This window comes from Pseudomonas sp. Bc-h (assembly GCF_002080045.1).
GTDB lineage: Bacteria > Pseudomonadota > Gammaproteobacteria > Pseudomonadales > Pseudomonadaceae > Aquipseudomonas.
Map to the genome: position 1 here is coordinate 46,232 of NZ_MUIN01000016.1, position 23,909 is coordinate 70,140.

Annotated in this window: 22 protein-coding genes, 4 tRNA genes, 1 pseudogene and 1 riboswitch; of the genes and pseudogenes, 12 read left to right on the forward strand and 15 right to left on the reverse strand. The window is 58.1% G+C overall.

Annotated features, from left to right (window positions below; all coding sequences use genetic code 11):
- Positions 1 to 15: 15 nt before the first annotated feature.
- Positions 16 to 1,023 (forward strand): succinylglutamate desuccinylase, encoded by a 1,008-nt coding sequence (gene astE, locus BWR59_RS29055; RefSeq protein ID WP_081569147.1) that lies wholly within the window; start codon positions 16 to 18, stop codon positions 1,021 to 1,023.
- A gap of 168 nt (positions 1,024 to 1,191) precedes the next feature.
- On the opposite strand, the gene BWR59_RS29060 is transcribed toward astE, so the two are convergent.
- Positions 1,192 to 1,686 (reverse strand): 6,7-dimethyl-8-ribityllumazine synthase, encoded by a 495-nt coding sequence (locus tag BWR59_RS29060; RefSeq protein WP_081569148.1) that lies wholly within the window; start codon positions 1,684 to 1,686, stop codon positions 1,192 to 1,194.
- Between the two features lie 125 nt (positions 1,687 to 1,811).
- Positions 1,812 to 1,957, reverse strand: a riboswitch (FMN riboswitch).
- A 184-nt stretch (positions 1,958 to 2,141) separates the two neighbouring features.
- On the opposite strand from BWR59_RS29060, the gene ltaE reads away from it, so the two are divergent.
- From ltaE to BWR59_RS29095, 7 genes are all read left to right on the forward strand, one after another.
- Positions 2,142 to 3,146 carry a low-specificity L-threonine aldolase gene (gene ltaE / locus BWR59_RS29065; RefSeq protein ID WP_081569149.1) on the forward strand — a complete coding sequence of 335 codons (1,005 nt, stop codon included), beginning with the start codon at positions 2,142 to 2,144 and terminating at the stop codon, positions 3,144 to 3,146.
- Between the two features lie 143 nt (positions 3,147 to 3,289).
- Positions 3,290 to 5,908: an alanine--tRNA ligase gene (alaS, locus tag BWR59_RS29070; protein ID WP_081569150.1), complete on the forward strand. Its 2,619-nt coding sequence runs from the start codon at positions 3,290 to 3,292 to the stop codon at positions 5,906 to 5,908.
- A 103-nt stretch (positions 5,909 to 6,011) separates the two neighbouring features.
- The gene (locus BWR59_RS29075) at positions 6,012 to 7,244 is read left to right on the forward strand and encodes an aspartate kinase (RefSeq protein WP_081569151.1); all 1,233 of its coding nucleotides are present in this window, start codon (positions 6,012 to 6,014) and stop codon (positions 7,242 to 7,244) included.
- A gap of 181 nt (positions 7,245 to 7,425) precedes the next feature.
- A complete protein-coding gene (gene csrA, locus BWR59_RS29080) occupies positions 7,426 to 7,614 on the forward strand; it encodes a carbon storage regulator CsrA (protein WP_020290522.1) in 189 nt (62 codons plus the stop codon).
- A gap of 62 nt (positions 7,615 to 7,676) precedes the next feature.
- Positions 7,677 to 7,767: transfer RNA gene (locus tag BWR59_RS29085), tRNA-Ser, on the forward strand.
- Positions 7,768 to 7,875: 108 nt separating this feature from the next.
- Positions 7,876 to 7,952: transfer RNA gene (locus BWR59_RS29090), tRNA-Arg, on the forward strand.
- A 135-nt stretch (positions 7,953 to 8,087) separates the two neighbouring features.
- A tRNA-Arg gene (locus BWR59_RS29095) sits at positions 8,088 to 8,164 on the forward strand.
- A 42-nt stretch (positions 8,165 to 8,206) separates the two neighbouring features.
- On the opposite strand, the gene BWR59_RS29100 is transcribed toward BWR59_RS29095, so the two are convergent.
- Positions 8,207 to 8,704: a DUF4124 domain-containing protein gene (locus tag BWR59_RS29100; protein WP_081569152.1), complete on the reverse strand. Its 498-nt coding sequence runs from the start codon at positions 8,702 to 8,704 to the stop codon at positions 8,207 to 8,209.
- A 321-nt stretch (positions 8,705 to 9,025) separates the two neighbouring features.
- On the opposite strand from BWR59_RS29100, the gene mgtE reads away from it, so the two are divergent.
- Positions 9,026 to 10,468 (forward strand): magnesium transporter, encoded by a 1,443-nt coding sequence (mgtE, locus tag BWR59_RS29105; protein ID WP_081569153.1) that lies wholly within the window; start codon positions 9,026 to 9,028, stop codon positions 10,466 to 10,468.
- Positions 10,469 to 10,607: 139 nt separating this feature from the next.
- Here the strand turns inward: mgtE and BWR59_RS29110 are convergent, their stop codons facing one another.
- From BWR59_RS29110 to BWR59_RS29120, 3 genes are all read right to left on the reverse strand, one after another.
- Positions 10,608 to 10,934, reverse strand: coding sequence for an Arc family DNA-binding protein (locus tag BWR59_RS29110; RefSeq protein WP_081569154.1), 327 nt, complete (start codon positions 10,932 to 10,934; stop codon positions 10,608 to 10,610).
- Positions 10,935 to 11,377: 443 nt separating this feature from the next.
- Positions 11,378 to 11,575 carry a PA3371 family protein gene (locus tag BWR59_RS29115; RefSeq protein ID WP_081569155.1) on the reverse strand — a complete coding sequence of 66 codons (198 nt, stop codon included), beginning with the start codon at positions 11,573 to 11,575 and terminating at the stop codon, positions 11,378 to 11,380.
- Positions 11,576 to 11,628: 53 nt separating this feature from the next.
- Positions 11,629 to 11,862, reverse strand: coding sequence for a hypothetical protein (locus tag BWR59_RS29120; RefSeq protein WP_081569195.1), 234 nt, complete (start codon positions 11,860 to 11,862; stop codon positions 11,629 to 11,631).
- A gap of 462 nt (positions 11,863 to 12,324) precedes the next feature.
- Between BWR59_RS29120 and BWR59_RS29125 the strand changes: the two genes are divergently transcribed.
- The 3 genes from BWR59_RS29125 (at position 12,325) to BWR59_RS29135 (ending at position 14,124) form a co-directional block, all read left to right on the forward strand.
- A tRNA-Arg gene (locus BWR59_RS29125) sits at positions 12,325 to 12,396 on the forward strand.
- 393 nt (positions 12,397 to 12,789) lie between these two features.
- On the forward strand, positions 12,790 to 13,161 hold the full coding sequence (locus tag BWR59_RS29130; protein ID WP_081569156.1) for a DUF3302 domain-containing protein: 372 nt from the start codon (positions 12,790 to 12,792) through the stop codon (positions 13,159 to 13,161).
- Between the two features lie 3 nt (positions 13,162 to 13,164).
- A complete protein-coding gene (locus BWR59_RS29135; protein WP_081569157.1) occupies positions 13,165 to 14,124 on the forward strand; it encodes a biotin/lipoyl-binding protein in 960 nt (319 codons plus the stop codon).
- Between the two features lie 84 nt (positions 14,125 to 14,208).
- On the opposite strand, the gene BWR59_RS32980 is transcribed toward BWR59_RS29135, so the two are convergent.
- The 10 genes and pseudogenes from BWR59_RS32980 to mqo all read right to left on the reverse strand — a co-directional run bounded on the left by BWR59_RS32980 (position 14,209) and on the right by mqo (position 23,825).
- Complete coding sequence (locus BWR59_RS32980; protein WP_230982111.1) at positions 14,209 to 14,994, reverse strand: bifunctional aspartate transaminase/aspartate 4-decarboxylase; 786 nt, start codon at positions 14,992 to 14,994, stop codon at positions 14,209 to 14,211.
- A 46-nt stretch (positions 14,995 to 15,040) separates the two neighbouring features.
- A pseudogene (locus BWR59_RS32985) lies at positions 15,041 to 15,913 on the reverse strand (bifunctional aspartate transaminase/aspartate 4-decarboxylase); the annotation flags it as partial.
- An 82-nt stretch (positions 15,914 to 15,995) separates the two neighbouring features.
- Entirely contained in the window at positions 15,996 to 17,681 is a 1,686-nt protein-coding gene (gene aspT, locus BWR59_RS29145; protein ID WP_081569158.1) for an aspartate-alanine antiporter, read from the reverse strand.
- A 38-nt stretch (positions 17,682 to 17,719) separates the two neighbouring features.
- Positions 17,720 to 19,129, reverse strand: coding sequence for a TrkA C-terminal domain-containing protein (locus tag BWR59_RS29150; RefSeq protein ID WP_218191300.1), 1,410 nt, complete (start codon positions 19,127 to 19,129; stop codon positions 17,720 to 17,722).
- Entirely contained in the window at positions 19,117 to 19,419 is a 303-nt protein-coding gene (locus BWR59_RS32675) for a hypothetical protein (RefSeq protein ID WP_218191303.1), read from the reverse strand. Before BWR59_RS32675 ends, BWR59_RS29150 begins: the two co-directional genes overlap by 13 nt.
- Positions 19,420 to 19,779: 360 nt before the next feature.
- The gene (locus BWR59_RS29155) at positions 19,780 to 20,199 is read right to left on the reverse strand and encodes an organic hydroperoxide resistance protein (protein ID WP_081569159.1); all 420 of its coding nucleotides are present in this window, start codon (positions 20,197 to 20,199) and stop codon (positions 19,780 to 19,782) included.
- Between the two features lie 115 nt (positions 20,200 to 20,314).
- Positions 20,315 to 21,028 (reverse strand): SDR family NAD(P)-dependent oxidoreductase, encoded by a 714-nt coding sequence (locus BWR59_RS29160; protein WP_081569160.1) that lies wholly within the window; start codon positions 21,026 to 21,028, stop codon positions 20,315 to 20,317.
- A gap of 70 nt (positions 21,029 to 21,098) precedes the next feature.
- Entirely contained in the window at positions 21,099 to 21,755 is a 657-nt protein-coding gene (locus BWR59_RS29165) for a DsbA family oxidoreductase (RefSeq protein ID WP_081569161.1), read from the reverse strand.
- On the reverse strand, positions 21,752 to 21,967 hold the full coding sequence (locus BWR59_RS29170; protein ID WP_081569162.1) for a 4-oxalocrotonate tautomerase family protein: 216 nt from the start codon (positions 21,965 to 21,967) through the stop codon (positions 21,752 to 21,754). Before BWR59_RS29170 ends, BWR59_RS29165 begins: the two co-directional genes overlap by 4 nt.
- 220 nt (positions 21,968 to 22,187) lie before the next feature.
- Positions 22,188 to 23,825: a malate dehydrogenase (quinone) gene (mqo, locus tag BWR59_RS29175; protein ID WP_081569163.1), complete on the reverse strand. Its 1,638-nt coding sequence runs from the start codon at positions 23,823 to 23,825 to the stop codon at positions 22,188 to 22,190.
- Positions 23,826 to 23,909: the final 84 nt, after the last annotated feature.

The following is a 23,909-nucleotide window of genomic DNA, read 5'->3' on the forward strand; positions in this document are numbered from 1 at the left end:
GCAGGAACTCGTCCTATGCTCGCCCTCGGCAAACTGCTTGAACTGACCCTGGCGGGTCGTGAACCCGCAGAAAAGACTCAACTGACCGTCGAAGGCGTGCGGATGCGCTGGCTGGCCGAGGGGGCGCTGGAAGTCCGGCCTCCCGAGGCGCGGGACAATGGCACTGACCTGCTGTTGTCCGCGGGCATTCATGGCAACGAAACAGCGCCGATCGAGCTTCTCGACGAGCTGATTCACGCCATCGCCCGAGGCGAACTCAAGCCTCGCGCGCGTATTCTTTTCCTGTTCGGCAACCCTGAAGCGATGCGTCGCGGCGAGCGCTATGTCGAACAGGATGTAAACCGGCTGTTCAACGGCCGTCACGAGCAAAGCTCGGGTAGCGAAGCGTTGCGGGCCTGCGAACTCGAACGTCTGGCGGCCAGTTTCTTCAGCCTGCCTGATCGCTACCGCCTGCACTATGACCTGCATACGGCGATTCGTGGCTCGAAGATCGAGCAGTTCGCGCTGTATCCATGGAAGGAAGGGCGTCAGCATTCGCGCCGCGAGCTGGTGCGCTTGCACAAGGCCGGGATGGAGGCGGTGCTGTTGCAGAACAAGTCTTCCATCGTGTTCAGTGCCTACACCTACGACAAGCTCGACGCCGAGGCCTTCACGCTGGAGCTGGGCAAGGCGCGGCCCTTCGGCCAGAACCAGCAGGTCAATCTGGCCCCTCTGAAGGCGACCCTCAAGCAATTGATCCAAGGCAAAGAGGCGCTGGTGGGGGACCAGATCGACGGCCTCAAGCTGTTCAGCGTGGCGCGTGAAATCATCAAGCACAGCGACGCATTTCGCCTGAACCTGCCCGCTGATATCGAGAACTTCACCAAACTGGAGAAGGGCTTCGTACTGGCAGAGGACCTGGCCGACTCACGCTGGGTGGTGGAGGAGGAGGGGGCGCGCATCATCTTCCCGAACCCGAAGGTCAAGAATGGTTTGCGGGCGGGGATTCTGATCGTTCCGACGACGGATGAGCAGTTGGGCTAAAACAGCCGGGTATTACGTCTTGCTCAGTTGCCTGTGGGAGGCAGCTTGTTCGCGATAGCAGAGTATCCGCCGATGCGTCCATTGCAGACAAACCGGCATCGCGAGCAAGCTCCCTCCCACCAGGAAATCATGGCGTCCTGAGAGTAGAGCCAGAACGCCGCGTTTCTATCAACCAGCAGCCTTCTGCAACTCACCCGCCCGACGCACTGCACGCAGTTTCGCCAGCGTATCGGCGCAGGTCTTCGCCGCTTCCTGACCTTTGTGTACGAAATGCTCGAAGAAGAACTTCTGGTGCTCTTCACCGGCGTGGAAGTGGTGCGGGGTCAGGACCACCGAGAACACCGGCACTTCTGTTTCCAGCTGGACCTGCATCAGCGCGCTGATCACCGATTGCGCGACGAACTCGTGGCGATAGATCCCGCCATCTACCACAAGGCCTGCAGCCACGACGCCGCCGTAACGGCCGGTCTTGGCCAGCAACTTCGCGTGCAGGGGGATTTCAAAGGCGCCGCCCACTTCGAAGAAATCGATGTCGGTCTCGGCATAACCATGGTTGGCCATTTCGGCAACAAAGCCCTTGCGCGCCTGATCGACGATATCTTTGTGCCAGCAAGCTTGAATGAAAGCGATGCGTTCGTGAGCGTGAATTGCGGTGGGTTGCATCTGTTCTGACTCCTGTTTAATTAAAAAACAGGGCGTTTGGATCGAATGGGATACCAGGGTACGGTCGACAGTCAGCCGGGCGGCAAGCGCGCGTGTTGATGCTCGAGACGATCCTGTGGTGCCAATCCCGTTCTCTCTTCATCCGGACTATGACCGTCGGCCCTGGAATCACACCAGGTCTGCTGACCTCGCCTGAGCGAGCGCTCGCGGGCTAGACGCATTGCGCGCCATTACCGCCGGTGGGGAATCGCACCCCGCCCTGAGAACGTTGCCGACGGCATATTTCGTCGGCGTGCAGTTTGTAACACAGATTTTCAGAATGTGCATGGAGCCTTTTGGATGGTTTTCATCAGCTTTTCTTATAAGCGCTGCTTGGAATTACTGAGCCATGCCTTGATTATCGTGGGTCCAGGCCTCAGAACTGAGACCAGAACCATTTTTCAGGGAGCTTCATCGTGACGGTTATCGATCTGCGCAGCGACACAGTGACCCAACCCACCGCTGGCATGCGCGAGGCGATGGCCTCTGCGCCGCTTGGGGACGACGTATATGGCGAAGACCCGACGGTCAATCGTCTGGAGTCGTGGCTGGCGGAGCGTCTTGGGTTTGCCGCTGCGTTGTTCGTGCCGACCGGCACCATGAGCAACCTGCTGGGCCTGATGGCGCATTGTGAGCGCGGCGACGAATACATCGTTGGTCAGCAGGCCCACACCTACAAATACGAGGGTGGCGGTGCCGCAGTGCTGGGGTCTATTCAGCCGCAGCCGCTGGAGAACCAGGCCGATGGCTCTCTGGATCTGGATCAGGTGGCTGCTGCGGTCAAGGCTGACGATTTCCACTTTGCCCGCACGCGACTGCTGGCGCTGGAAAACACCATGCAGGGCAAGGTGCTCTCTCTGGAATACCTCGCCGCTGCCCGTACCCTGACCCGTGAAAAAGGTCTGGGCCTGCATCTGGACGGCGCTCGTCTGTATAACGCGGCAGTGAAGCTTGGCGTCGATGCGCGTGAAATCACTCAGCATTTCGACTCTGTCTCGGTCTGCCTGTCCAAAGGGCTGGGCGCGCCGATAGGCTCGGTGCTGTGTGGCTCGAGCGAACTGATTGCCAAAGCGCGGCGTCTGCGCAAGATGGTCGGTGGCGGCATGCGTCAGGCAGGCATGCTGGCGGCCGCGGGATTGTATGCGCTGGAGCATCAGGTCGAGCGTCTGGCCGAGGATCACGCCAACGCTGCATTCCTCGCCAAAGGCTTGAGTGAACTGGGCTTTGACGTCGAGCCGGTGCAGACCAACATGGTCTACGTGCAGATCGGCGAGCGCGCCGAGCAGCTCAAGGCATTCTGCGCCGAGCGAGGGATTGTCCTGAGCGCGGCGCCCCGTTTGCGTATGGTCACGCACCTTGATGTGTCGGCCGCGCAACTGGAGCAGGTGGTCGCGGCATTCGCCGAATTCGGCGGCCGATAATCGACCGATAATCCAATTGGCTGCTTCTATCGTACAAAGTCACTGTACCGTGGGAGCAACGCCTATATAATGCGGCCCTTTGCCGTCGCTACGTCGATGACGTTATGCACTTGCCTCTGGCCGCAGTTCCCGTGGAAGAACCTATGAAAAGCGCAGAAATCCGTGAAGCCTTCCTTCGCTTCTTCGAAGAGCAAGGCCACACCCGTGTAGCCTCCAGCTCCTTGATTCCGGGCAATGACCCGACCCTGCTGTTCACCAACGCAGGCATGAACCAGTTCAAGGACTGCTTCCTGGGCCAGGAAAAACGAGCCTATACCCGTGCCGTCAGCAGCCAGAAGTGCGTCCGTGCCGGTGGCAAGCACAACGACCTGGAAAACGTCGGCTATACCGCCCGTCACCACACCTTCTTCGAAATGTTGGGTAACTTCAGCTTCGGCGACTACTTCAAGCGCGATGCGATCACCTTCGCCTGGACTTTCCTGACTGGCGTGCTGAAGCTGCCCAAGGACAAGCTCTGGGTGACCGTGTACGCAACCGACGACGAAGCCTACGACATCTGGACCAAGGAAGTCGGCGTGCCGGCCGAGCGCATGGTTCGCATCGGCGACAACAAAGGCGCGCCTTACGCGTCCGACAACTTCTGGACCATGGGCGATACCGGCCCGTGTGGTCCTTGCACCGAGATCTTCTACGATCACGGCGCCGACATCTGGGGTGGCCCACCGGGGTCGCCAGAGGAAGACGGCGACCGTTACATCGAGATCTGGAACAACGTTTTCATGCAGTTCAACCGCACCGCCGATGGCGTGCTGCACCCGCTGCCTGCGCCGTCGGTCGACACGGGCATGGGTCTTGAGCGGATCAGCGCCGTGCTGCAGCACGTGCACTCGAACTATGAAATCGATCTGTTCCAAAGCCTGCTGGTCGCTGCGGCCAAGGCCATCGGTTGCAGCAACGACAACCAGCCTTCGCTGAAAGTGGTTGCCGACCACATCCGTTCCTGCGGTTTCCTGATTGCCGACGGCGTGCTGCCATCCAATGAGGGCCGTGGCTATGTGCTGCGTCGCATCATTCGTCGTGCCTGCCGTCACGGCAACAAGCTGGGCGCCAAAGGCAGCTTCTTCTACCAGATCGTCGCCGCTCTGGTTGCCGAGATGGGCGAAGCCTTCCCGGAACTGAAATCCCAGCAAGCTCATATCGAGCGCGTGCTGAAAGCCGAAGAAGAGCAGTTCGCCAAGACCCTGGAACAGGGCCTGAAAATCCTCGAGCAGGATCTGGCCGAGCTCAAAGGCACCGTCGTGCCGGGCGATGTGGTGTTCAAGCTGTACGACACCTACGGTTTCCCGATGGACCTGACCGGCGACATCGCCCGCGAACGTAATCTGACCCTCGATGAGGCGGGTTTCGAGCGCGAGATGGACGCCCAGCGTGAGCGCGCCCGTTCCGCCAGCTCGTTCGGCATGGACTACAACAGCCTGGTCAAGGTTGATGTGGCCACCGAGTTCACCGGTTACAGCGCTACTGCCGGCGAAGCCAAAGTGGTGGCTCTGTATAAAGAGGGCGTGGCAGTCGAGCAATTGAGCGAAGGCGAAGATGGCGTGGTCATCCTTGACCGCACGCCGTTCTACGCTGAATCCGGTGGCCAGATCGGCGACAGCGGCTATCTCACCGCTGGCGATGTCCGTTTTGACGTAAGCGACACCACCAAGACCGGCGGTGCTTTCCTGCATCACGGCATTCAAGTGTCGGGCAGTCTGAAAGTCGGCGCGACCGTGAGCACTCAAGTCGCTGCCGAAGTGCGCCAGGCCACTTCGCTGAACCATTCGGCCACTCACTTGCTCCACGCGGCACTGCGTCAGGTGCTGGGTGATCACGTTCAGCAGAAAGGCTCTCTGGTCGACAGTCAGCGTCTGCGCTTTGACTTCAGCCACTTCGAGGCGATCAAGCCAGAGCAGATCAAGGCGCTGGAAGACATCGTCAACGCCGAAGTACGCAAGAACACTGCGGTGGAAACCGAAGAAACCGACATCGAAACCGCCAAGAAGAAGGGCGCCATGGCGCTGTTCGGCGAGAAGTACGGCGACAGCGTTCGCGTATTGAGCATGGGTGGCGATTTCTCGGTCGAGCTGTGTGGGGGTATTCACGCCAACCGTACCGGCGACATCGCGCTGTTCAAGATCATCAGCGAAGGCGGCGTGGCTGCCGGCGTGCGTCGTATCGAAGCAGTGACTGGCGCAGTAGCGCTGGCCTACCTGAACGGCGCCGAAGAACAATTGAAGGAAGCCGCGAACCTGGTCAAGGGCAATCGCGACAACCTGCTGGACAAGCTGAGCGCTGTCCTGGAACGCAATCGTCTGTTGGAAAAACAGCTGGAGCAACTGCAAGCCAAGGCGGCCAGCGCTGCGGGCGACGATTTGTCGGCTTCGGCAGTGGACGTCAAGGGCGCCAAGGTCCTCGCTGCCCGTCTCGACGGTCAGGATGGCAAGGCGCTGCTGGCTCTGGTGGATCAGTTGAAGAACAAACTCGGCCGCGCAGTGATCCTGCTCGGCGGTGTGCACGAAGACAAGGTCGTCTTGGTGGCAGGCGTCACCAAAGACCTGACTGGCCAACTCAAAGCCGGTGATTTGATGAAGCAAGCGGCCGCTGCCGTGGGTGGTAAAGGTGGTGGTCGTCCTGACATGGCGCAAGGTGGTGGCGTTGACGCCGCTGGCCTGGACGCAGCGCTTGCGCTGGCGGTTCCATTCGCCGAACAGGGAATGTAAGGGAAGCTGAGTCGACCCACCGGGGCCTGCTATCCGGCAGGCTTCGGCGTTTTGCGGTTTGAATGTTTAACGGGGGCCCTTCATGGGCTGAGGCGGCTTTGAGATGGCTTTAATCGTACAGAAATTTGGCGGCACCTCCGTGGGCTCGGTAGAGCGCATCGAGCAGGTAGCCGACAAAGTCAAAAAATTCCGCGAGGCGGGTGATGATCTGGTGGTGGTTCTGTCCGCCATGAGCGGCGAAACCAATCGCCTGATCGACCTGGCCAGGCAGATCACCGATCAACCGGTTCCTCGCGAACTGGACGTGATCGTCTCCACCGGCGAGCAGGTCACCATTGCCTTGCTGGCCATGGCGTTGATGAAACGCGGTGTGCCAGCGGTATCCTATACCGGCAATCAGGTTCGCATCCTGACCGACAGCGCGCACAACAAGGCGCGTATTCTGCAGATCGACGATCAGAAAATCCGCGCTGACCTGAAAGAAGGTCGTGTGGTCGTGGTCGCGGGTTTCCAGGGTGTCGACGAAAACGGCAATATCACGACCCTGGGTCGTGGCGGTTCCGATACCACCGGTGTGGCGCTGGCAGCGGCCTTGAAAGCTGACGAATGCCAGATCTACACCGACGTCGACGGCGTCTACACCACCGACCCGCGCGTTGTGCCTCAGGCGCAGCGTCTGGAGAAGATCACCTTCGAAGAGATGCTGGAAATGGCCAGCCTCGGTTCCAAGGTGCTGCAGATCCGTTCGGTCGAGTTCGCCGGCAAGTACAACGTCCCGCTGCGCGTACTGCACAGCTTCAAGGAGGGTCCAGGCACCCTCATTACTATCGATGAAGAGGAATCCATGGAACAGCCGATCATTTCTGGCATCGCCTTCAACCGCGACGAAGCCAAACTGACGATCCGTGGCGTGCCAGACATCCCGGGCGTTGCGTTCAAGATTCTGGGCCCTATCAGCGGCGCGAACATCGAAGTCGACATGATCGTGCAGAATGTTGCGCACGATAACACCACCGACTTTACGTTCACCGTGCATCGCAACGAGTACGAGCAGGCGCTGAGCGTGCTGCAGAATACCGCCAAGGAGCTTGGTGCCCGCGAAGTGATCGGCGACACCAAGATCGCCAAGGTCTCCATCGTCGGCGTGGGCATGCGTTCCCACGCAGGCGTTGCCAGCCGCATGTTCGAAGCGCTGGCCAAGGAAACCATCAACATCCAGATGATCTCCACTTCCGAAATCAAGGTTTCGGTCGTGATCGAAGAAAAGTATCTGGAGCTGGCTGTGCGCGCCCTGCACACGGCTTTCGAGCTCGACGCTCCCCGCCAGGGCGAGTAAGGGTTGAGCGAAGGGCGCGGTGAATACCGCGCCTTTCGTGTTTCTGATGTGCGCGAGAAAACTGTTTTTTTTCCGGCGCTAGTCAATACTCAGGCGTAGACCTGGTACCGATGCTGGATCGGGCCGATGCCTTTTGGTTGTGCAGACTGTTGTCCCTGAATGCAGTGTTGAGGAGATAGGTATGCTGATTTTGACCCGTCGGTGCGCGGAGAGCCTGATTATCGGTGACGGTGAAATCACCGTGACCGTGCTCGGCGTAAAAGGTAATCAAGTACGAATTGGGGTCAACGCACCCAAGGAAGTCGCGGTTCACCGCGAAGAGATTTACCTGCGTATCAAGAAAGAGAAGGACCAGGAACCAAGCCATTAATTTTTATTGAATTTTTGGTTTGCAAACGGGGAAAAGGGTGGTTATTATACGCCCCGTGTTGCGGAGAGCTGGCCGAGTGGCCGAAGGCGCTCCCCTGCTAAGGGAGTACACCTCAAAAGGGTGTCGGGGGTTCGAATCCCCCGTTCTCCGCCATTATTTGCGTAGTACGTTGTAATCTGGCTTTATCGGTAAGTTGTTGAATTTACTAGAAAAAAGTTCTTGACCAAAAGATTTGACGGCCTATAATGCGCGGCAACAAATGCACTCGTAGCTCAGCTGGATAGAGTACTCGGCTACGAACCGAGCGGTCACAGGTTCGAATCCTGTCGAGTGCACCATTTAAGCGTTGTTGGTAGCAATACGGACAACTGCTTTAAGAAAGAGCCTGGCTTCAACAGGTCTTCGGAAGTACCACTCACTTCCAGAAGTAAAACGCAGTGACCAGAGGTGATCTGGTTTATCAAGCGCCACATGCACTCGTAGCTCAGCTGGATAGAGTACTCGGCTACGAACCGAGCGGTCACAGGTTCGAATCCTGTCGAGTGCACCATAAAACGAAAACCCCGCATGCAAATGCGGGGTTTTTGCTTTTCTACGGTTTACGTTTCTCGCGTTTGCCTTTCACGCAGCCGTATTCATCGAACGTGACCTGTCGGCTTCGCCCTTTCTTTTCCGTGTACACGTACCTCATTTCGCCGTTACGTTCGACGATTCGGTCGGGCTTGCCCAGCAAACTCTCCACATCTCGCTTGGTCATGCCTGTCGGTGTCTGCTCATTGATAATGGCTCGGCGGCGATTTTGCGGGCTCAATACATTTCCGCATCCATCATCGCGTTGGCCGACCACCACCAATTCCCTGTTTTTCGTAACGTTCGCGGCTTCTTTCGCGGGCGTGCTGGCCGGCGCAAGCATTCCAGGTGGCGCATTATGAGCCTCCTGCAATTTCAGCTCATGCCCTGGCGGGCAGCTAAGGGTGGTGAAGGTGACGTTGCCGGTGGAGTCTTCGCAGCGGTGGACCGTGGTGCCCCATGCCAGCAGCGGAAGAAAGAGCAGGGCAGCAATAACCGATTTACGGATGTCCAAGAGCATGGCTACGTCCTCCTTGACGGGTGTCGGGGCAGACTAGCCAGATGATTTTTCGGCGGCGAGCGTGTTTTCTTCTCCGGATGTGACGTCGTAGCAATACCGACTCGGACAATGCTTAACATTGTGTTGCAAGCGATTGTTCCGAGTTGAATTTTTAACATGAAGCGCCGGCAAGCGGTGTATGATTGCGCCCGTCAGCCCCGCCGGGGCTTGTGGAATACCTCCATGGACTTACCCAGTAGCAACTCAGCATCAAGCTTTACCAATCAAGAATCGACTGATTGATCTTCCGGCGTGGTCCACTGCTGGGAGTGGAGTTCGCCTATGACCGAAATCGAAGTAAAAAAAACGCAGGAAAGCCTTCAGGATCGCCTTGCTCAAGTCGTCGATCTGCTGCAGCGTCAGCGCGTCGTCGAGGACCTGACTCATCGTCAGGAAGGTCAACACCAGGATCGTGTAGAAAACCTCGTTCACCGGCAGAATCTCGTCGAACTGCAGCGCAAGCTCGATGATCTGCACTCCGCCGATGTTGCCTATATTCTCGAAGCCCTCCCTGTTGAGGACCGTCTGACGGTCTGGCAACTGGTCAAGGCCGAGCGTGACGGCGACATCCTGCTTGAAGTATCCGACTCCGTACGTGAAACGCTGATCGCCGACATGGACGATCACGAGTTGTTGGCCGCTGCCAAGGAAATGGACGCGGACGAGCTCGCCGACCTCGCGCCCGAATTGCCACGCGACGTCGTGCACGAACTCATGGAGGCGCTGGACAGCCAGCAGCGTGAGCGCGTGCGCTCGGCTTTGTCCTATGACGAAGAGCAGGTTGGCGCGCTGATGGACTTCGAGATGGTCACCATCCGCGAAGACGTCAGCCTTGAAGTGGTATTGCGTTATCTGCGCCGCCTGAAGGAGCTACCCGGCCACACGGACAAATTGTTCGTGGTCGATTCCGACGGCGTTCTCAAAGGCGTCCTGCCGATCAAGCGTCTGTTGGTCAATGACCCGGAAAAGCAAGTGTCGGAGGTCATGGCCAGTGATCCGGTGAGTTTCCACCCGGACGGCGATGCCTATGAAGCCGCGCAGGCCTTCGAGCGTTACGACCTTATTTCCTCTCCCGTGGTCGACAAGAACGGCAAGCTGATCGGCCGTCTGACCATCGACGAAATGGTCGACCTGATCCGTGAAGAGAGTGAAACCGAAGTCCTGAACATGGCCGGTCTGCGTGAAGAGGAAGATATTTTTGCGTCGGTTTGGCGTTCATTGCGTAACCGCTGGTCATGGCTGGCCGTCAACCTGATCACTGCCTTCCTCGCTTCGCGAGTCATCGGTCTTTTCGAGGGCTCCATCGAAAAGCTTGTGGCCTTGGCAGCGTTGATGCCGATCGTGGCCGGTATCGGTGGTAACTCGGGCAACCAGACCATCACCATGATCGTTCGCGCCATGGCCCTGGATCAGGTAAGCACCGGCAACACCTCGCGCCTGATGAGAAAGGAGCTGGGCGTTGCGTTGGTCAACGGTCTGGTCTGGGGTGGGGTGATCGGCGTTGTGGCTTATCTGCTTTACCACAGCTGGTCGCTGGGCGTAGTGATGACCGCGGCCATGACACTGAATCTGCTGCTCGCGGCCTTCATGGGCGTAGCGATCCCCATGACCCTGGCGCGATTCGGGCGTGACCCGGCGATGGGCGCCAGTGTCATGATCACCGCCATGACCGACAGCGGAGGGTTCTTTATCTTCCTCGGGCTCGCGACAGTGTTCCTGCTGTAGGCCTTGCGCAAAAACAAAGAACCGCCGCTGAGGCGGTTTTTTTTGTCTGTGTGTTAACCGCGATCAAGCGAGTTCGACCAAACGGCAGGCACAAAAAAGCCAGCTCAAGGCTGGCTTTCAAGTCTCTGGCAAGTGCGACTTATTCGTCGTCGTTCGCCAGGCTGGTGTCATGAGCGATCAGGGAAACCAGAGCGTTTTGCTGACGATGGGCGAGCTGGCGGAAGCGTTGCAGCAGTTCGCGCTCATGCAGCGACAGCTCGGGGCTGTCCAGGCGCAGCTTTGGCTCGTCACCGAGCGCGCCTTCTTGAATCAGGCTTTGTTCGAGACGCGCAATGATTTCAGAGTTCATGCTGCGATGGTTGTCCTTGGAAACCTCCGCAATACGCTCGCGCATGCCTTCAGGGAGACGGACAACGAACTTGTCAGCTGTGCGACTGGAATAATTGGCCTGTTTCATAGGGCTCATATATTTAACCGATTTAGTTCAAAGGGGAGGCGGTTCTTGCATTAGGCCGCGAGATGTCATCGTCTGACTGTCTTTTTGGCGAAATGTTCAACCGGCCAACATAAAGGTCCGTCATCATGCATCAATCCGTCGGAACCTTGGCGTCAAATCTGTGACAATATTGAACTAGATAAAGGCGTTTAGCCAGCACCAATTATCAGAAATGCGTTCTGGTTTGCAAAGTTCCCGGACACCACTCATCCGGACGATAGCCGCAGGGTACGTGGGTTTGCGCCATGATGGCTATCTGTCTTCAGAGTAGAGGTGTCTGGGGAAATTTTCGAGAAAGCTGACAAGAAAGAGACGAAGGGTCTGTCAAAGAATAGATAGCAGGTGTGTCACGAGTGTGCACAAACCGTATCAGATCGCGCTACAAAAGCCGGATCAGGCTGTTTCAACACCGGTCAAGGCTTGGCCTGGCGCAACACCGGGTCGAATTTGATCCGTCGGCCTACGAACAAGGCAGCCACGAACAGACTGGCAAAGATCCCCGCAACTGCCTTCGCTACGGTCCCCAAGGTATCCATTGACGATGGGAGCAGTTGATCGACTGCAAGGGCCATGATGGTGAGAATCATGAAAGACAGTGCTGCTTTTGACATGGCGGTTCTCTTGACGGTGGACAGATTGGCAAATCCCGTTTCAAGTCGAGGGGTCAGAATACCCAGCGTTCCGAACGATCCACTGGAATGGCTTCATCAGTGTCATTAGCCAGCATGGCGTCGGAGCGGTGCGCCGGCATTGCGGCGAAACGCGGGGCCTGCTTCATCATGTAGTGGGGTTGAGCCTGAACGGCGACGCTCTCGGTTTTGCTGCCATCGTCATGGAAATGGAAAGCCACCAGTGCGACGAGGGCTGCAGCATTCAACAAGGAGAGAGTCATGTTCATCTCGGGTACCTTCGCTTGGACTTGGTTATAGAAGGGATTTGCACGAGCAAGAAGAATGCAGTCTGCATGCCAAGCGAATTCAGATAAAAAATACAATTGAATCAATAACTTATATATCGGATAGGTGGCATTCGGGTTGCAGATTGCAATGATGTCATTTTGCGGTATTGCAAATTGCATGATGCGGATTCCAGAACACCTTGGTGTTCAACGGACTACAGCCTGAAAAGACAATGACGACATGACAAATCGGGGGCTTGCCGTTAACATGCTCGCCGTCCCGCTGGCACGGTTTTGAGCGCTGGCGCCGGGTTTTAGCCTATCGATCAGGGTCTCAGATTCGGCCGGTAGCGCAAGACACCGCAAGAGGGTTCGTTCGGCTTTCAGGGAACTGTAACCCGATGATAACGCTGAAAAATGCTTGATCGGTTTGTCTGAAAACCGGAAGATGTCCGCCGCAGTGCTCCCTTAGTTCAATGGATAGAATAAGCCCCTCCTAAGGGTTAGATGCTGGTTCGACTCCAGCAGGGAGCAATACCCATGGCCTGCTCAAGGCATGGCGGCTACGGATTCCCTCGGGGCATCCCTCCGGATGCCACCCCGACACGCCGGACGATAAATTCCTGATACCCCCCAAAAGCTTCCAGACAGTCCCGGCCACGTCGTGGTCCAGGTGAACTTGCGCTATACCTATTGAAGTTAATCACTGGCAAGAGTGGAAACAATCCGGTGGCTCAACACCTCTACTAATGGCAAGGGCACATGCAAAGTGCACCCTATTCATTAGTTACCTATCCATTCTCTGCTTTGCTGCAAAGGCGCGGTCTTCCTTTAACGCAAGCGGATGAGTTTTCTGTTGTCAGGGGGCGCAGCTATCGGAGGAGGAACTTGCAGAGACCGTTCGCGTCTGCCGAACAGGGAGAACCCATGCTGGACTACTTCGCTCTTGGGCTATTGATCTTCGTAGGCATCGTACTTTTCTATGGGATTATCGTATTGCACGATATCCCTTATGAGATTGCTGTGCATCGTAATCACCCCCATCAAGATGCAATCCATGCAACCGGATGGGTAAGCCTGTTTACGCTGCATGCGCTTTGGCCGTTTTTATGGATCTGGGCGATGTTGTATCGAGAGGACAGGGAGTGGGGGTTCGGTGATGGAAAATCCCCCCGCAGTCATGTCGTGCATCTTGAGCAGCAGGTCGCGGATTTGCAGCGTCGGCTCGACAGGCTTGAAGGCGGGGGGACTCCCACGCCATCGGCGCCGGAGTCATATGACGATGGTGTGGGTATCTGAATCATGGATCTTCTACTCATCCTCACCTACGCCGCGTTCTGCATTGCGTTATTCAAGATATTCCGTATACCACTTAATAAATGGACGGTGCCGACAGCGGTGTTAGGCGGCGTCGTTCTTATTGGCGCGCTTATTTTCACGATGAACTACAACCACCCCTACTCGGAGGTGGCGCGTTCCTATTTCGTTTCTGTGCCCGTCATTCCGGTTGTCAGTGGTTTGGTGGTCGAAGTTCCTGTGCAATCCAACCAACTCCTGGCCAAAGGCGATGTGCTTTTTCGCATTGACCCTACACCCTTTGAAAACCGCATGAAGTCGATCAAGGCACAGTTGGTCGCCGCAAAAGGGGACTTGTATCGCATCAGAGAATTGATCAGGCGAAACTTCGGAACCCAGCGTGAACTGGAAGCGGCTATTGCCAGGACGGACGATCTACAGGCTCAACTGGCTAATGCGCAGTTCGAACTGGACAACACGGTTGTCCGGGCGCCGAGCAAAGGCTTTGTCACCCATGTAGCGCTACGCCCCGGGGTGATGGCGACCAAATTGCCGCTGCGGCCCTCAATGATTTTTATCCCTGATGAGGGCCAGTATTTCGCAGCCTGGATGCGGCAGAACAGCCTATTGCGTCTGTCGGTTGGAGATGAGGCGGAGGTAGCGTTCGATGGCATCCCTGGCAAGGTTTTCGAAGGACGGGTGAAAAGTGTCATTGCAGTGATCGCCGAGGGGCAGGTTCAGCCATCCGGCACCTTGATCGGTTTTACCGGTTCGCCACCCGCCGGACGTGTGCCGGTGATCATCGAGATCACCGATCCCGACTATGCGCAATACAGCAAACAGATGCCCGGTGGCTCGTATGGTCAAGCTGCGCTGTACAGCAAACACTTTCATCACATCGCTGCGATGCGCAAGATTCTGCTACGCATGTCCGCCTGGATGAACTACATCTTCCCGTTTCATTGAGTCGACTTCGGGCTCAGATGCATTGCTGTGGCGCGACCAGCATCAATGGCGCAGGTCTGCGCCATCGATGCGTGTTGAGGCGGTCTATTTCTTGGTGCGCTTGGGTTTGGCGAGCGCTTTTGGCGTTTCGTCGGCTGCGCCTTTCACGCCCGCGTTTGCCGCTGCATTTTCGGCTGCTTTTGCTGCCGGTGTCGGGACCTTGGCGCCGGTTGCCTCGACGAATCGGTCGTAATACTCCTGGGACAGTTTGCGTATCGCCTTACCGATATTGGCGTAGTCATATTCGTTGAGGTTGGCCAGCGAAACGCGCCACGAAGGGTGCGGTGTGCCGAATCCTTTGCCTGGCAGCAGAATCACGCCGGTTTCTTCGGCCAGACGGAACAGCGCCTGATTGGGCTTGAGCTGGCCCAGCATCCACTTGACGAATTCGGCGCCGTGCATCTGTGTCGCCAGCTCTTCCAGATCGATGAGGTGGTAGTAACGTACCGAGTTGGCGTCGTACGGCAGTGGCAGGCCCAGCTCCCGGTACAGGGCCTCTTTGCGTCTGAGCACGATGCGTTTCATCTCGGCCTTGTAAGCGCCGGGTTCGTCCATCAGGCAGAACAGTGAGAACAACGTCATTTGTGCCTGAACGGGGGTCGACAAGCCGGCGGTATGGTTCAGCGCCACTGTGCGGGTGTCGGCCACCAGGCGGTCGATGAATTTGAGCTTTTCGGGCGCCGTGGTGATCGAGCTGTAGCGGTGATTCAGTTGCTCGCGCTTGGCCTTGGGCAGGGCGGCGATCTTGGCGTCGATGATGTTGTCTTCGTGGGTCGCGACCACGCCCATGCGCCAGCCGGTTGCGCCGAAGTATTTGGAGAACGAATACACCAGGATGGTGTTGTAAGGGCAAATGGCGCAACAGCGAGACGAAATTGTCGGAGAACGTGGCATACACATCGTCGGTCAGGATGATCAGATCAGGGCTTTTTTTGACGATTTCGGCGATGTAATGCAGTGTCTCGTGATCGATCTTCACGGAAGGAGGATTGCTCGGATTGACCAGGAAGAACGCCTTGACCTTGGGATCCAGCAGCTTGTCGAGCTCCTCGTGCGTGAACTGCCATTTGTTGGACTGTGGCGCATCGACCGACAACAGCACCAGGTTGTAGTCGCTCAGTTGCGGGATTTCGATGTACGGGGTGAAGATCGGCATGCCGAGCGCAATGGTGTCTCCGGCGCTGATGACGTGGTTGGCCTTCAGGCTGGCGAACAGATAGGTCATGGCCGCCGTCCCGCCTTCCAGCGCGTACATGTCGAAGTTGCCGACGAAGGGGTAGGTGCCAATCATTTCTTCATGGATGTAATTGCCGACGATGACCTCGCTCATCACCAGCATGCGGTCGGGCACCGGGTAATTGCAGCCAAGAATCGCCTCGCACATTTCATAGATGAAGTCGCCCGCATTGAGCCCCATCTGGTCGCGAACATAAGACACCGCCGCTTCGATGAAACGCACGCCGGGAACGCTTTCATGTTGTTTGGCGAACAGCTCGAAGCGCGCCTCGATCCCCTCTCGTTTCGGAAAGCCGCCGACATGCTGCATGTACATGTAGGAGCGTTCGGCTTCGGTCATGGCAAACAGGCCGAACTGGAAAAAACCATGGCGTGGCGTGGTCGCCAGGAAGTTGGGGTTGCCACGTCCAGCGTTCAGCATCAGCTGGTTGCTCTGGGCTGCACGCTGCATCAGGGCGTCTTTCAGTTCGAAAGGGCTCAACAGCGCAAGTTTGTCCGGGTCGCTAAAATCCATCTCGCTTCTCCTTGACGCATCAATGACAAAGCAAATTGCCAACCTCGTTCAGGTACGCGCCGGCCACCAAAACATCACCTCTTCACATCAGGGCCACAATCAGTGGGCCCAACAACGTCAGAAACACATTCGCCAGCGCGTAGGTAATGGCGAACGGCACAGTGGGCACCGTGTTCTCGGCCTTATCCAGAATCTCGCCGAAAGCCGGGTTGGCGCTGCGTGAGCCGCTCAGCGCACCGGCGAAAATCGCGGTGTTGTCATAGCGCAGAACGTAGCGTCCGGAGAGCATGGTCAGGATCAACGGCAACACCGTCACCACCACCCCGATGCCAAAAATCAGCAAGCCTTGGTTGGCCACGGTTTGCACCGCCTGCAGGCCTGAGGAAATCCCCACCACCACCACGAAACCCGCCAGGCCCAGATCCTTGAGGATCTGCACCGCGCCGCTCGGCATTTCGCCGAAGGATTGGCGGCGCGAGCGGAACCAGCCGAACAGCAGACCCGACAGCAGCGCACCGCCGCCGCTGCCCAGCGTCAGTGGAATGGAGCCGATACGCGCAGTCAGCAGGCCGATCAGCAGGCCACAGACCAGGCCCGCGCCCATGTACACGAAGTCGGTTTTGGCGCGGGGAACGATGGCGTGGCCTACTTGCTCAACCACGCGTTTGACGTCCTGGTCGGCGCCGAACAGCGTCACCACGTCGCCCAGCATCACCACGGTCTCAGGCACCAACGGCATGGCCTTGCCTTGTCGTGAAATCTGCGACACGTAGACGCCGTGGCGAACGTCTTGCGCGGCGGCATCGCGAATATCGCCAAAGCTGCGTTTGTTGTACTGAGTATTGGTGATCACCACATCGCGGCGCTGCATGGTCAACTCCATGCCTTCCACAGCATGCAGCTCAGTCCCCAGTGTTGGCGCGATGGTCACGACAGCGGGGCGTTTGCCGACCACCAGCACGATGTCACCCGCTTGCAGCAGCATGTCGGGGCTGGGCTGCAGGATCTGGTTGTCGCGCTTGACGCGCTCGATGGTGATCGCCGCCGCTGTGCTCTGTTCGATGGCCTCGATGCTGGTGGAGGTGTTGGCAGGCAGCTGGAAAATCCGCCCCACCAGATCCGGCGCTGCGGCCTGCTGGCCCGGCCCGTACATTTGCACTCCGGCCTGGGTGGCCGTTTCGGCTTTCAAGGCGTCTTCCTTGATGCTGCGGCCCATGAATTTGGGCAGCACGTTGACGCAGACCAGGATGGCGCCGAACGAACCGAACACATAGGTGACCGCGTAGCCGATGGCAACATTGCCCTGAAGGCGCTGGACCTCGTCGGCCGCCAGCCCCAGCCTTGCAATGGCGTCGCCGGCGGTGCCGATGATGGCCGACTGGGTGAGGGCGCCAGCGGCCACTCCGGCGGCCAATCCCTTGTCGAGATCGAACCACTTGGCCAATACCACCACGGTCAGCAGACCGCTGATGGAAAGCACGGCCGCGAGGATGATTTCCTTGACCGACTGTTTGCCCAGCGACCTGAAAAAGTCCGGACCACTTTCATAGCCCACGGCGTAGATGAACAGGGCAAACATCACTGACTTGACCCCGGCATCGATTTCGACGCCCACCTGGCTGACCAGTACTGCCACCAGCAACGAGCCGGCGACGCCCCCCAGCTGGAACTTGCCGAACTTGATCTTGCCGATGTAGTAGCCCACGGCAATCGACAGAAACAGTGCGATTTCCGGCGACTTGTGGAATAGATCGTGTAACCAGCTCATGAGCCCACCTCGAATGAATGGATGAAACTGTCTGACGGCTATCCGGACTGCATGGAACTGGTCAGTTCGACAATCAAAGGCCCCATCAGGGGCAGTACGACATTGGAAATCGCGTAGGTGATGGTGTAACCCAGCAATGGCGTGGAGTTGCCGCAGGCGTTCTGGATCGCGCTGAGCGCCGGGGTGCTGCACTGCTGTCCGGCGATGGCGCCCAGCAGCACGGGGGCGCTGAGCTTGAGCAGGAAATGACCCGCGAGCAGTGACACCGTGGCCGGCACCACAGCAATGAGAACGCCGAGCATCGGCAGCGTGAATCCGTACTGCTTGACCAGTTCGATCGCCTGGGGGCCGGAGGACAGGCCGACGCCGGCAATGAAGCCCGCCAGACCCAGGTCTTTGAGCAACGCCAGCGCGTCGGGGTTGACCGTGTGCAGGTCAGCGCGGCGAGCGTGATACCAGCCCAGTGCAAGTCCGGTTACCAGTACGCCGCCGCCGGTTCCGGCAGAGAAAGGAATGCCGCCGATCTTCAGCGTGAAGCTTCCCAGCCAGGTGCCCAATGCGATGCCGAGTCCGATGATGCCGATGTTGCTGGTGAGGCGGTCGGGCAGCGATTTGCCGATGCGGCTGAGCAGTGGCTCGGAGGTACGGCGCCCGAGCGCCGTTGCATCGTGAATCTGCAAGACGTCCTGCAGTTGCAGGCGCGTCGCGGGCAGGGCGGGCAAAACCTGATCGCCACGACGAATCGCCGCCACATGAACACCCGCTGGAAGAGGTAACTCTGCCAGCTGCAAGCCGGCCAGGTCAGGTTCCAGCAGCACGATGTCGTAAGTATCCAGCGCGACCGACAGGGTACTGGTGTCGGCTATTTCGGTGCCCAGCCAGTCCGCCGCTTCGATCAACGAGCCGCGATAGCCCATCAACAGCACTTGATCGCCTCGGTGCAGCTTGATCGAGGACGACAACGCCAAAGGGTACCCTTTGCGCTTTACCAGCACGATGCTGCTCTGTTGGCCCAGCCGCTGCTGAACAGCTGCAACACTCTGTCCTGCGGACGTCTCTATGCGATAAGCCCGGCCGACGACAGTGGGCGCGGCCGACACACCGTCTTGTTCTACGCTGCCGCCCATCGCTGCCCAGAGTTTTTCTGCTTCGCCTTTCAGATCGATGCGCAAGAACAACGGGAACAGTTGGCTGGTGACAATCACGATAGTGATCAGGCCGCAGATGTACGTGATGGAGTAAGCGGTCACCACATTACTCTGCAAACGGACAATCTCGGTGGCGGGCAAGTCCAGGCGTGATATGGCATCGGTTGCTGTGCCTACGACCGCGGACTCTGTAGTGGCGCCGGCCATCATGCCCGCCGCAGTGCCAGGGTCCAGGTTCATGATTTTTGTCGCCAGTAATACCAGGGCCAGCACGACAATCACTTCAATCAGACAGAACATGCCCATTGAATGCCTTTGGCATTAAGACTGGCAAAGAACTGCGGGCCGCCGCTATAGCCCAGTGCAAAGATGAACAACATGAAAAAAACATTTTTGATATCTGCATCGACCGAGATATTCAGTTGCCCGATCAGCAGTGCCGCAACCAGTGTGCCGCACACGCCCCCCAGTTGAATGGGGCCGAGGCGGATCTGCCCGATGGCATATCCGAAAGCCAGCGCTAAAAAGAGTGCCAGCCCAGGCACTTGTTGCAGTGCCTGGGTGATAAAGGTGAGCAGTGCTCCGTCCATTTAACATCCCATGTTAGTTGGCGGTGAAAGCGAGTAAGTGGTGGTTTTGAGGGTGATGCTTTGGGCAGCGCTAGTGCAGAAGACTGATATGAGGGATAGCAGAAGCGTTGCTATTGGACACGCAAGCCGACCAGCGTTAGTGCATTTAGAGGTCGTGTAGTTGCGCCGAAATTGCAGCCAGAGCGCTGTTTTCCTGAAGTTTACGGCCGGGTTTTCGAGAGCTCGAAATCAAAGGCGGCTTGAGCAATCGTCAATGACTCTTCGCTCAATAACTGCGCGCCGATGCCTGGCCAAACGGGGGAGGGTGGCATGCTTGATGACGTGACCGTTTCGGCGCGCAGAACTTTATCGTGTCAGGCGTTAGACCAACGTCACGACCGCATTGATGTTACCCCGCGTCGCCTTCGAATAGGGGCAGGCTTCATGCGCCGCATCGACGACCTTCTGCGCGGTCTCGCGATCCAGGCCCGGCAGGGAGACATTCAATCGCCCCTGAATCAGATAGCCGCCGGAATTAGTGCCCAGATCCACTTCGGCATCGACAGTGGTGTCGGCGGGCATCGCGACTTTCATCTTGGCGGTCACGACTCCGATGGCGCCGATGAAGCAGGCCGACCAGCCCGCCGCAAACAGTTGTTCGGGGTTGGTGCCTTCGCCTTTCGCGCCAGGTGAGGACAGCTTGATGTCCAGACGCTTGTCCGAACTGACAGCAGTGCCATCGCGTCCACCGGCGGTGTGGGTCTTGGCGGTGTACAACACTTTTTCCAGATTCTTGTCCATGTTGTGCTCCTTAACGATAAGTGCGGGCCACGTTGGCTGACGCGGCTTCATGTGTGCCGTCTCCAACAGTAGCCCGCTTTGTGCAGATATCGAGTTTCGCCAGGCAATCAGCGACTCAGTGGCCGGCGCTTTGGCCGCCGTCGACGTGGAGGATTTCCCCGGTGACGAACGCAGCGCTGTCCAGATACAGAACCGCGCCGACGATGTCTTCGACTTCGCCCATGTGGCCCATCGGGTGCAGGCTGCCAAGCGCTGCGTGGGTTTCTTCGCCGTGCATCGGGGTCTTGATGATGCCTGGGGAGACCGCGTTGACACGGATGCCGCGCTTGGCGTACTCGATGGCCAGCGAACGGGTTGCTGCGTTCATGCCGCCTTTGGTCAGCGACGCGAGCACCGAAGGCACCCCGTCGATGGCGTGGTCGACCAGCGTGGTGGTGATGCTGACGACGTGACCGCCGCCACCCTGTTTTTCCATCTGCGCAATGGCGTGCTGCGACATGTGGAAGAAGCTGCCCATGTTGGTGGCCACGGTGTTTACGTAGTCCTCGCGGCTGTACTCGGTGAACGGCTTGGCGAGAAAGATCCCTGCGTTGTTGACCAAGGTGTCGATGCGGCCAAAACGGGCCACGCCTTCACGGATGATCTTCTCGGCGGTCGCAGGGTCAGCGATGTCACCGGCAACGGTGAGGATGTCCGGATCGCTCGATGGCTTGATCGAGCGCGAAGTGGCGATGACCTGGTAGCCGAGTTTGCGGAAACCCGCGACGATACCTGCGCCCAGACCCTGGGATGCACCGGTGACAATGACGACTTTTTTCGAATGGCTCATGATGTGTTCTCACTAAGTTAAAAGATTGATTGGGTAAACGGGTAGATCAGGTAAACGGTTAAATCAGGCATCAGGCGGCTGCGGACTCGCGTGCCATTTGCCGGATGACTTCTTCGTAGTGCTCGACCGACTGTGATCCGGTCACCAGTTGCCGGTCGTTCAGCACCATCGCTGGCACCGAGTTGATACCGCGCTGTTGGTAAAAGCGCTCAAGTTCACGGACTTCGCTGGCGAATTCGCCCTTGGTCAGCACCTCGCGAGCGCGGTTGCTGTCCAGGCCCACTTCATCGGCCAGGCGCACCAGCGTTTCCTGATCGGCGAGGTTCTGCCCGTCGCTGAAATACGCCTTGAGCAATGCTTTCTTCAGAGCGATCTGCAGACCTTCAGCGTTCGCCCAGAACAACAGGCGATGGGCATCGAAGGTGTTGTAGAAGTGACTGCGTTTTTCCAGGTCGAAGTGAAAGCCGACTTCCAGGCCTCGGGCGACGACCATCTCATTGCGCGAAGCGACCTGATCCGCCGTGCGACCGTATTTGCGCATCATGTGCTGGACGGCGTGTTCGCCCTCGGCCGGCATGTCCGGGTTCAACTCGAAGGGTTTGAACGTCAGCTCGACCACCACTTCGCCAGCCAGATTTTCGATGGCCTGTTCCAGCGCGGTCGCGCCCAGCGCACACCATGGGCAGACGACGTCCGACACGAAGTCGATTTTGACGACCCGGCTCACGAGCCAGACTCCGTCAGGTTCTTGCGGTACTCGGTGGTGGAGATGCCGGCATAGCCCCAGTTATCGGTGTCGACTTCTTCGATCACGACGTGGGTCAGGTGCGGATCCTTGTTGAGCACGGTCTGCATGGTCTGGGTAATTTCGGCGATGACCTGGGCTTTCTGTTCCCTGGTCACACCATCGCGGGTGATACGGACGCTGATGAAAGGCATGGAAAAGTCTCCAGTGTGCTTTCCACCGAAATGGTGGAAGAGCAAGTGGTGTGGACTTTAGAAACTTGCCTCGGCGGGATAAAGACGGGGGCGGGTACTTCATTTGTGACGCGGTGTAATGAATCGAGCAGAAGGCTTGATCGAGGTCTGAATTCCGCAAACGAAAAAGCCACGGGATTTGAGCCCCGTGGCTTTTTTTTACAGCGGCGACCGTGCTGTTTTACAGCGCCATGTCGTTCGCAGGTTTGCTCTCAACCGGCTTGCTCGGCGCGGGGCTGGTGCCGACGCTCTGATCGAGCACCGGAGGCGTGCCCAGTTGCAGGACTTCGGCGGTGTAGTTCCACTCTTGCTGTACGGCTGCAGGCGAGTCGTTCAGCTTGGTGCCGTAGCTTGGAACGATCTGACGGATCTTCGCTTGCCATTCCGGTGTGGCGACCTGGGTTTTGAAGATCTTTTCCAGTACGTTCAGCATGATCGGTGCAGCGGTGGACGCGCCCGGCGATGCGCCCAGCAGCGCGGCGATACTGCCGTCCTGGGAAGAAACGACTTCGGTGCCCAGCTTGAGCACGCCGCCTTTGTCGGCATCACGCTTGATGATCTGCACACGCTGACCGGCTTGCCACAGACGCCAGTCTTCTTTCTTGGCGTGCGGGAAGTATTCCTGCAGTGCCTTGAAGCGGTCGTCGTCGGACAGCATCAACTGACCGGCAAGGTACTCGACCAGCGGATACTGCTCGACACCGACTTTGGTCATCGGCCAGAAGTTGTGGGTGGTCATGCTGCTGAACAGGTCCAGGTACGAACCCTGTTTCAGGAACTTGGTGGAGAAGGTCGCGAATGGGCCAAACAGGATCACGCGCTTGCCGTCGAGCACTCGGGTATCCAGGTGCGGAACCGACATGGGCGGCGCGCCAGTGGAGGCAATGCCGTACGCTTTGGCCATGTGTTGCATCGCAACGGTCGGGTTTTCGGTCACCAGGAACGAACCGCCAACCGGGAAGCCGGCGTAGTCGCGAGCCTCGGGAATGCCCGACTTCTGCAGCAGCTTCAGAGCGCCGCCGCCTGCACCGATGAACAGGAACCTGGCGTCGGTACCGGTGGTAGTGCCGTCCTTCAGGTTCTTGTATTCAACGTGCCAGGAGCCGTCTTCGTTACGCGTGATGTCGTTGACTTCGCTGGACAGCTTCAGGTCGAAGTTGGGGCGGGTCTGCAAGTACGACACATACTGACGGGTGACTTCGCCCCAGTTGACGTCGGTGCCGATTGGCGTCCAGGTGGTCGCCAGCTTCTGAGAAGGATCGCGACCTTCCATCATCAGCGGGACCCACTTGGCGATCTGCGCCGGGTCTTCGGAATACTGCATCGGACGGAACAGCGGGCTTGCCTGCAGGGCGTCGTAGCGCTTCTTCAGGAACTTGATGTTGTCATCGCCCCAGACGAAGCTCATGTGCGGCGTGGTGTTGATGAACGACGGCGGGTTCTTCAGAACGCTCTGCCGGACCTGCCAGGAAAGGAACTGGCGAGTAACCTGAAAGGCTTCGTTGATCTCGATGGCCTTGGAGATGTTGACCTTGCCGTCTTTGTCTTCAGGCGTGTAGTTCAACTCGGCCAGGCCTGAGTGGCCGGTACCGGCGTTGTTCCAGCCGTTGGAGCTTTCTTCGGCGACGGCGTCCAGACGCTCGACCATTTCCATCGACCAGCCCGGTTCCAGCTCATTGAGCCAGACGCCCAGGGTCGAACTCATGATACCGCCGCCGATCAGCAGCACGTCCACTTTCTTGGTTTCAGCGGCGTGTGCCTGAAGCATGCCTACCGAAATCGCCAGGCCCAGCAGAGCCTTGCTCGTCGTTTTGATCATTGCGCAATCCAATTGGTAAAACGTTATCCGCCTGCCGCTTGTGTCGAGGCGATACCAGTGCTGTTCGCGTCAGTTCTGACATGA

Coding starts and splice junctions, on each gene's coding strand:
- mqo (WP_081569163.1), bottom strand. CDS start 23,825: ATGATCAAAACGACGAGCAAGGCTCTGCTGGGCCTGGCGATTTCGGTA.
- BWR59_RS29110 (WP_081569154.1), bottom strand. CDS start 10,934: ATGAGCCCTATGAAACAGGCCAATTATTCCAGTCGCACAGCTGACAAG.
- BWR59_RS29100 (WP_081569152.1), bottom strand. CDS start 8,704: ATGCTCTTGGACATCCGTAAATCGGTTATTGCTGCCCTGCTCTTTCTT.
- BWR59_RS32675 (WP_218191303.1), bottom strand. CDS start 19,419: ATGGACGGAGCACTGCTCACCTTTATCACCCAGGCACTGCAACAAGTG.
- BWR59_RS29155 (WP_081569159.1), bottom strand. CDS start 20,199: ATGGACAAGAATCTGGAAAAAGTGTTGTACACCGCCAAGACCCACACC.
- BWR59_RS29135 (WP_081569157.1), top strand. CDS start 13,165: ATGGATCTTCTACTCATCCTCACCTACGCCGCGTTCTGCATTGCGTTA.
- BWR59_RS29115 (WP_081569155.1), bottom strand. CDS start 11,575: ATGTCAAAAGCAGCACTGTCTTTCATGATTCTCACCATCATGGCCCTT.
- BWR59_RS29150 (WP_218191300.1), bottom strand. CDS start 19,129: ATGTTCTGTCTGATTGAAGTGATTGTCGTGCTGGCCCTGGTATTACTG.
- BWR59_RS29170 (WP_081569162.1), bottom strand. CDS start 21,967: ATGCCTTTCATCAGCGTCCGTATCACCCGCGATGGTGTGACCAGGGAA.
- BWR59_RS29075 (WP_081569151.1), top strand. CDS start 6,012: ATGGCTTTAATCGTACAGAAATTTGGCGGCACCTCCGTGGGCTCGGTA.
- mgtE (WP_081569153.1), top strand. CDS start 9,026: ATGACCGAAATCGAAGTAAAAAAAACGCAGGAAAGCCTTCAGGATCGC.
- BWR59_RS29060 (WP_081569148.1), bottom strand. CDS start 1,686: ATGCAACCCACCGCAATTCACGCTCACGAACGCATCGCTTTCATTCAA.
- csrA (WP_020290522.1), top strand. CDS start 7,426: ATGCTGATTTTGACCCGTCGGTGCGCGGAGAGCCTGATTATCGGTGAC.
- BWR59_RS29160 (WP_081569160.1), bottom strand. CDS start 21,028: ATGAGCCATTCGAAAAAAGTCGTCATTGTCACCGGTGCATCCCAGGGT.
- BWR59_RS29120 (WP_081569195.1), bottom strand. CDS start 11,862: ATGAACATGACTCTCTCCTTGTTGAATGCTGCAGCCCTCGTCGCACTG.
- BWR59_RS29130 (WP_081569156.1), top strand. CDS start 12,790: ATGCTGGACTACTTCGCTCTTGGGCTATTGATCTTCGTAGGCATCGTA.
- alaS (WP_081569150.1), top strand. CDS start 3,290: ATGAAAAGCGCAGAAATCCGTGAAGCCTTCCTTCGCTTCTTCGAAGAG.
- astE (WP_081569147.1), top strand. CDS start 16: ATGCTCGCCCTCGGCAAACTGCTTGAACTGACCCTGGCGGGTCGTGAA.
- aspT (WP_081569158.1), bottom strand. CDS start 17,681: ATGAGCTGGTTACACGATCTATTCCACAAGTCGCCGGAAATCGCACTG.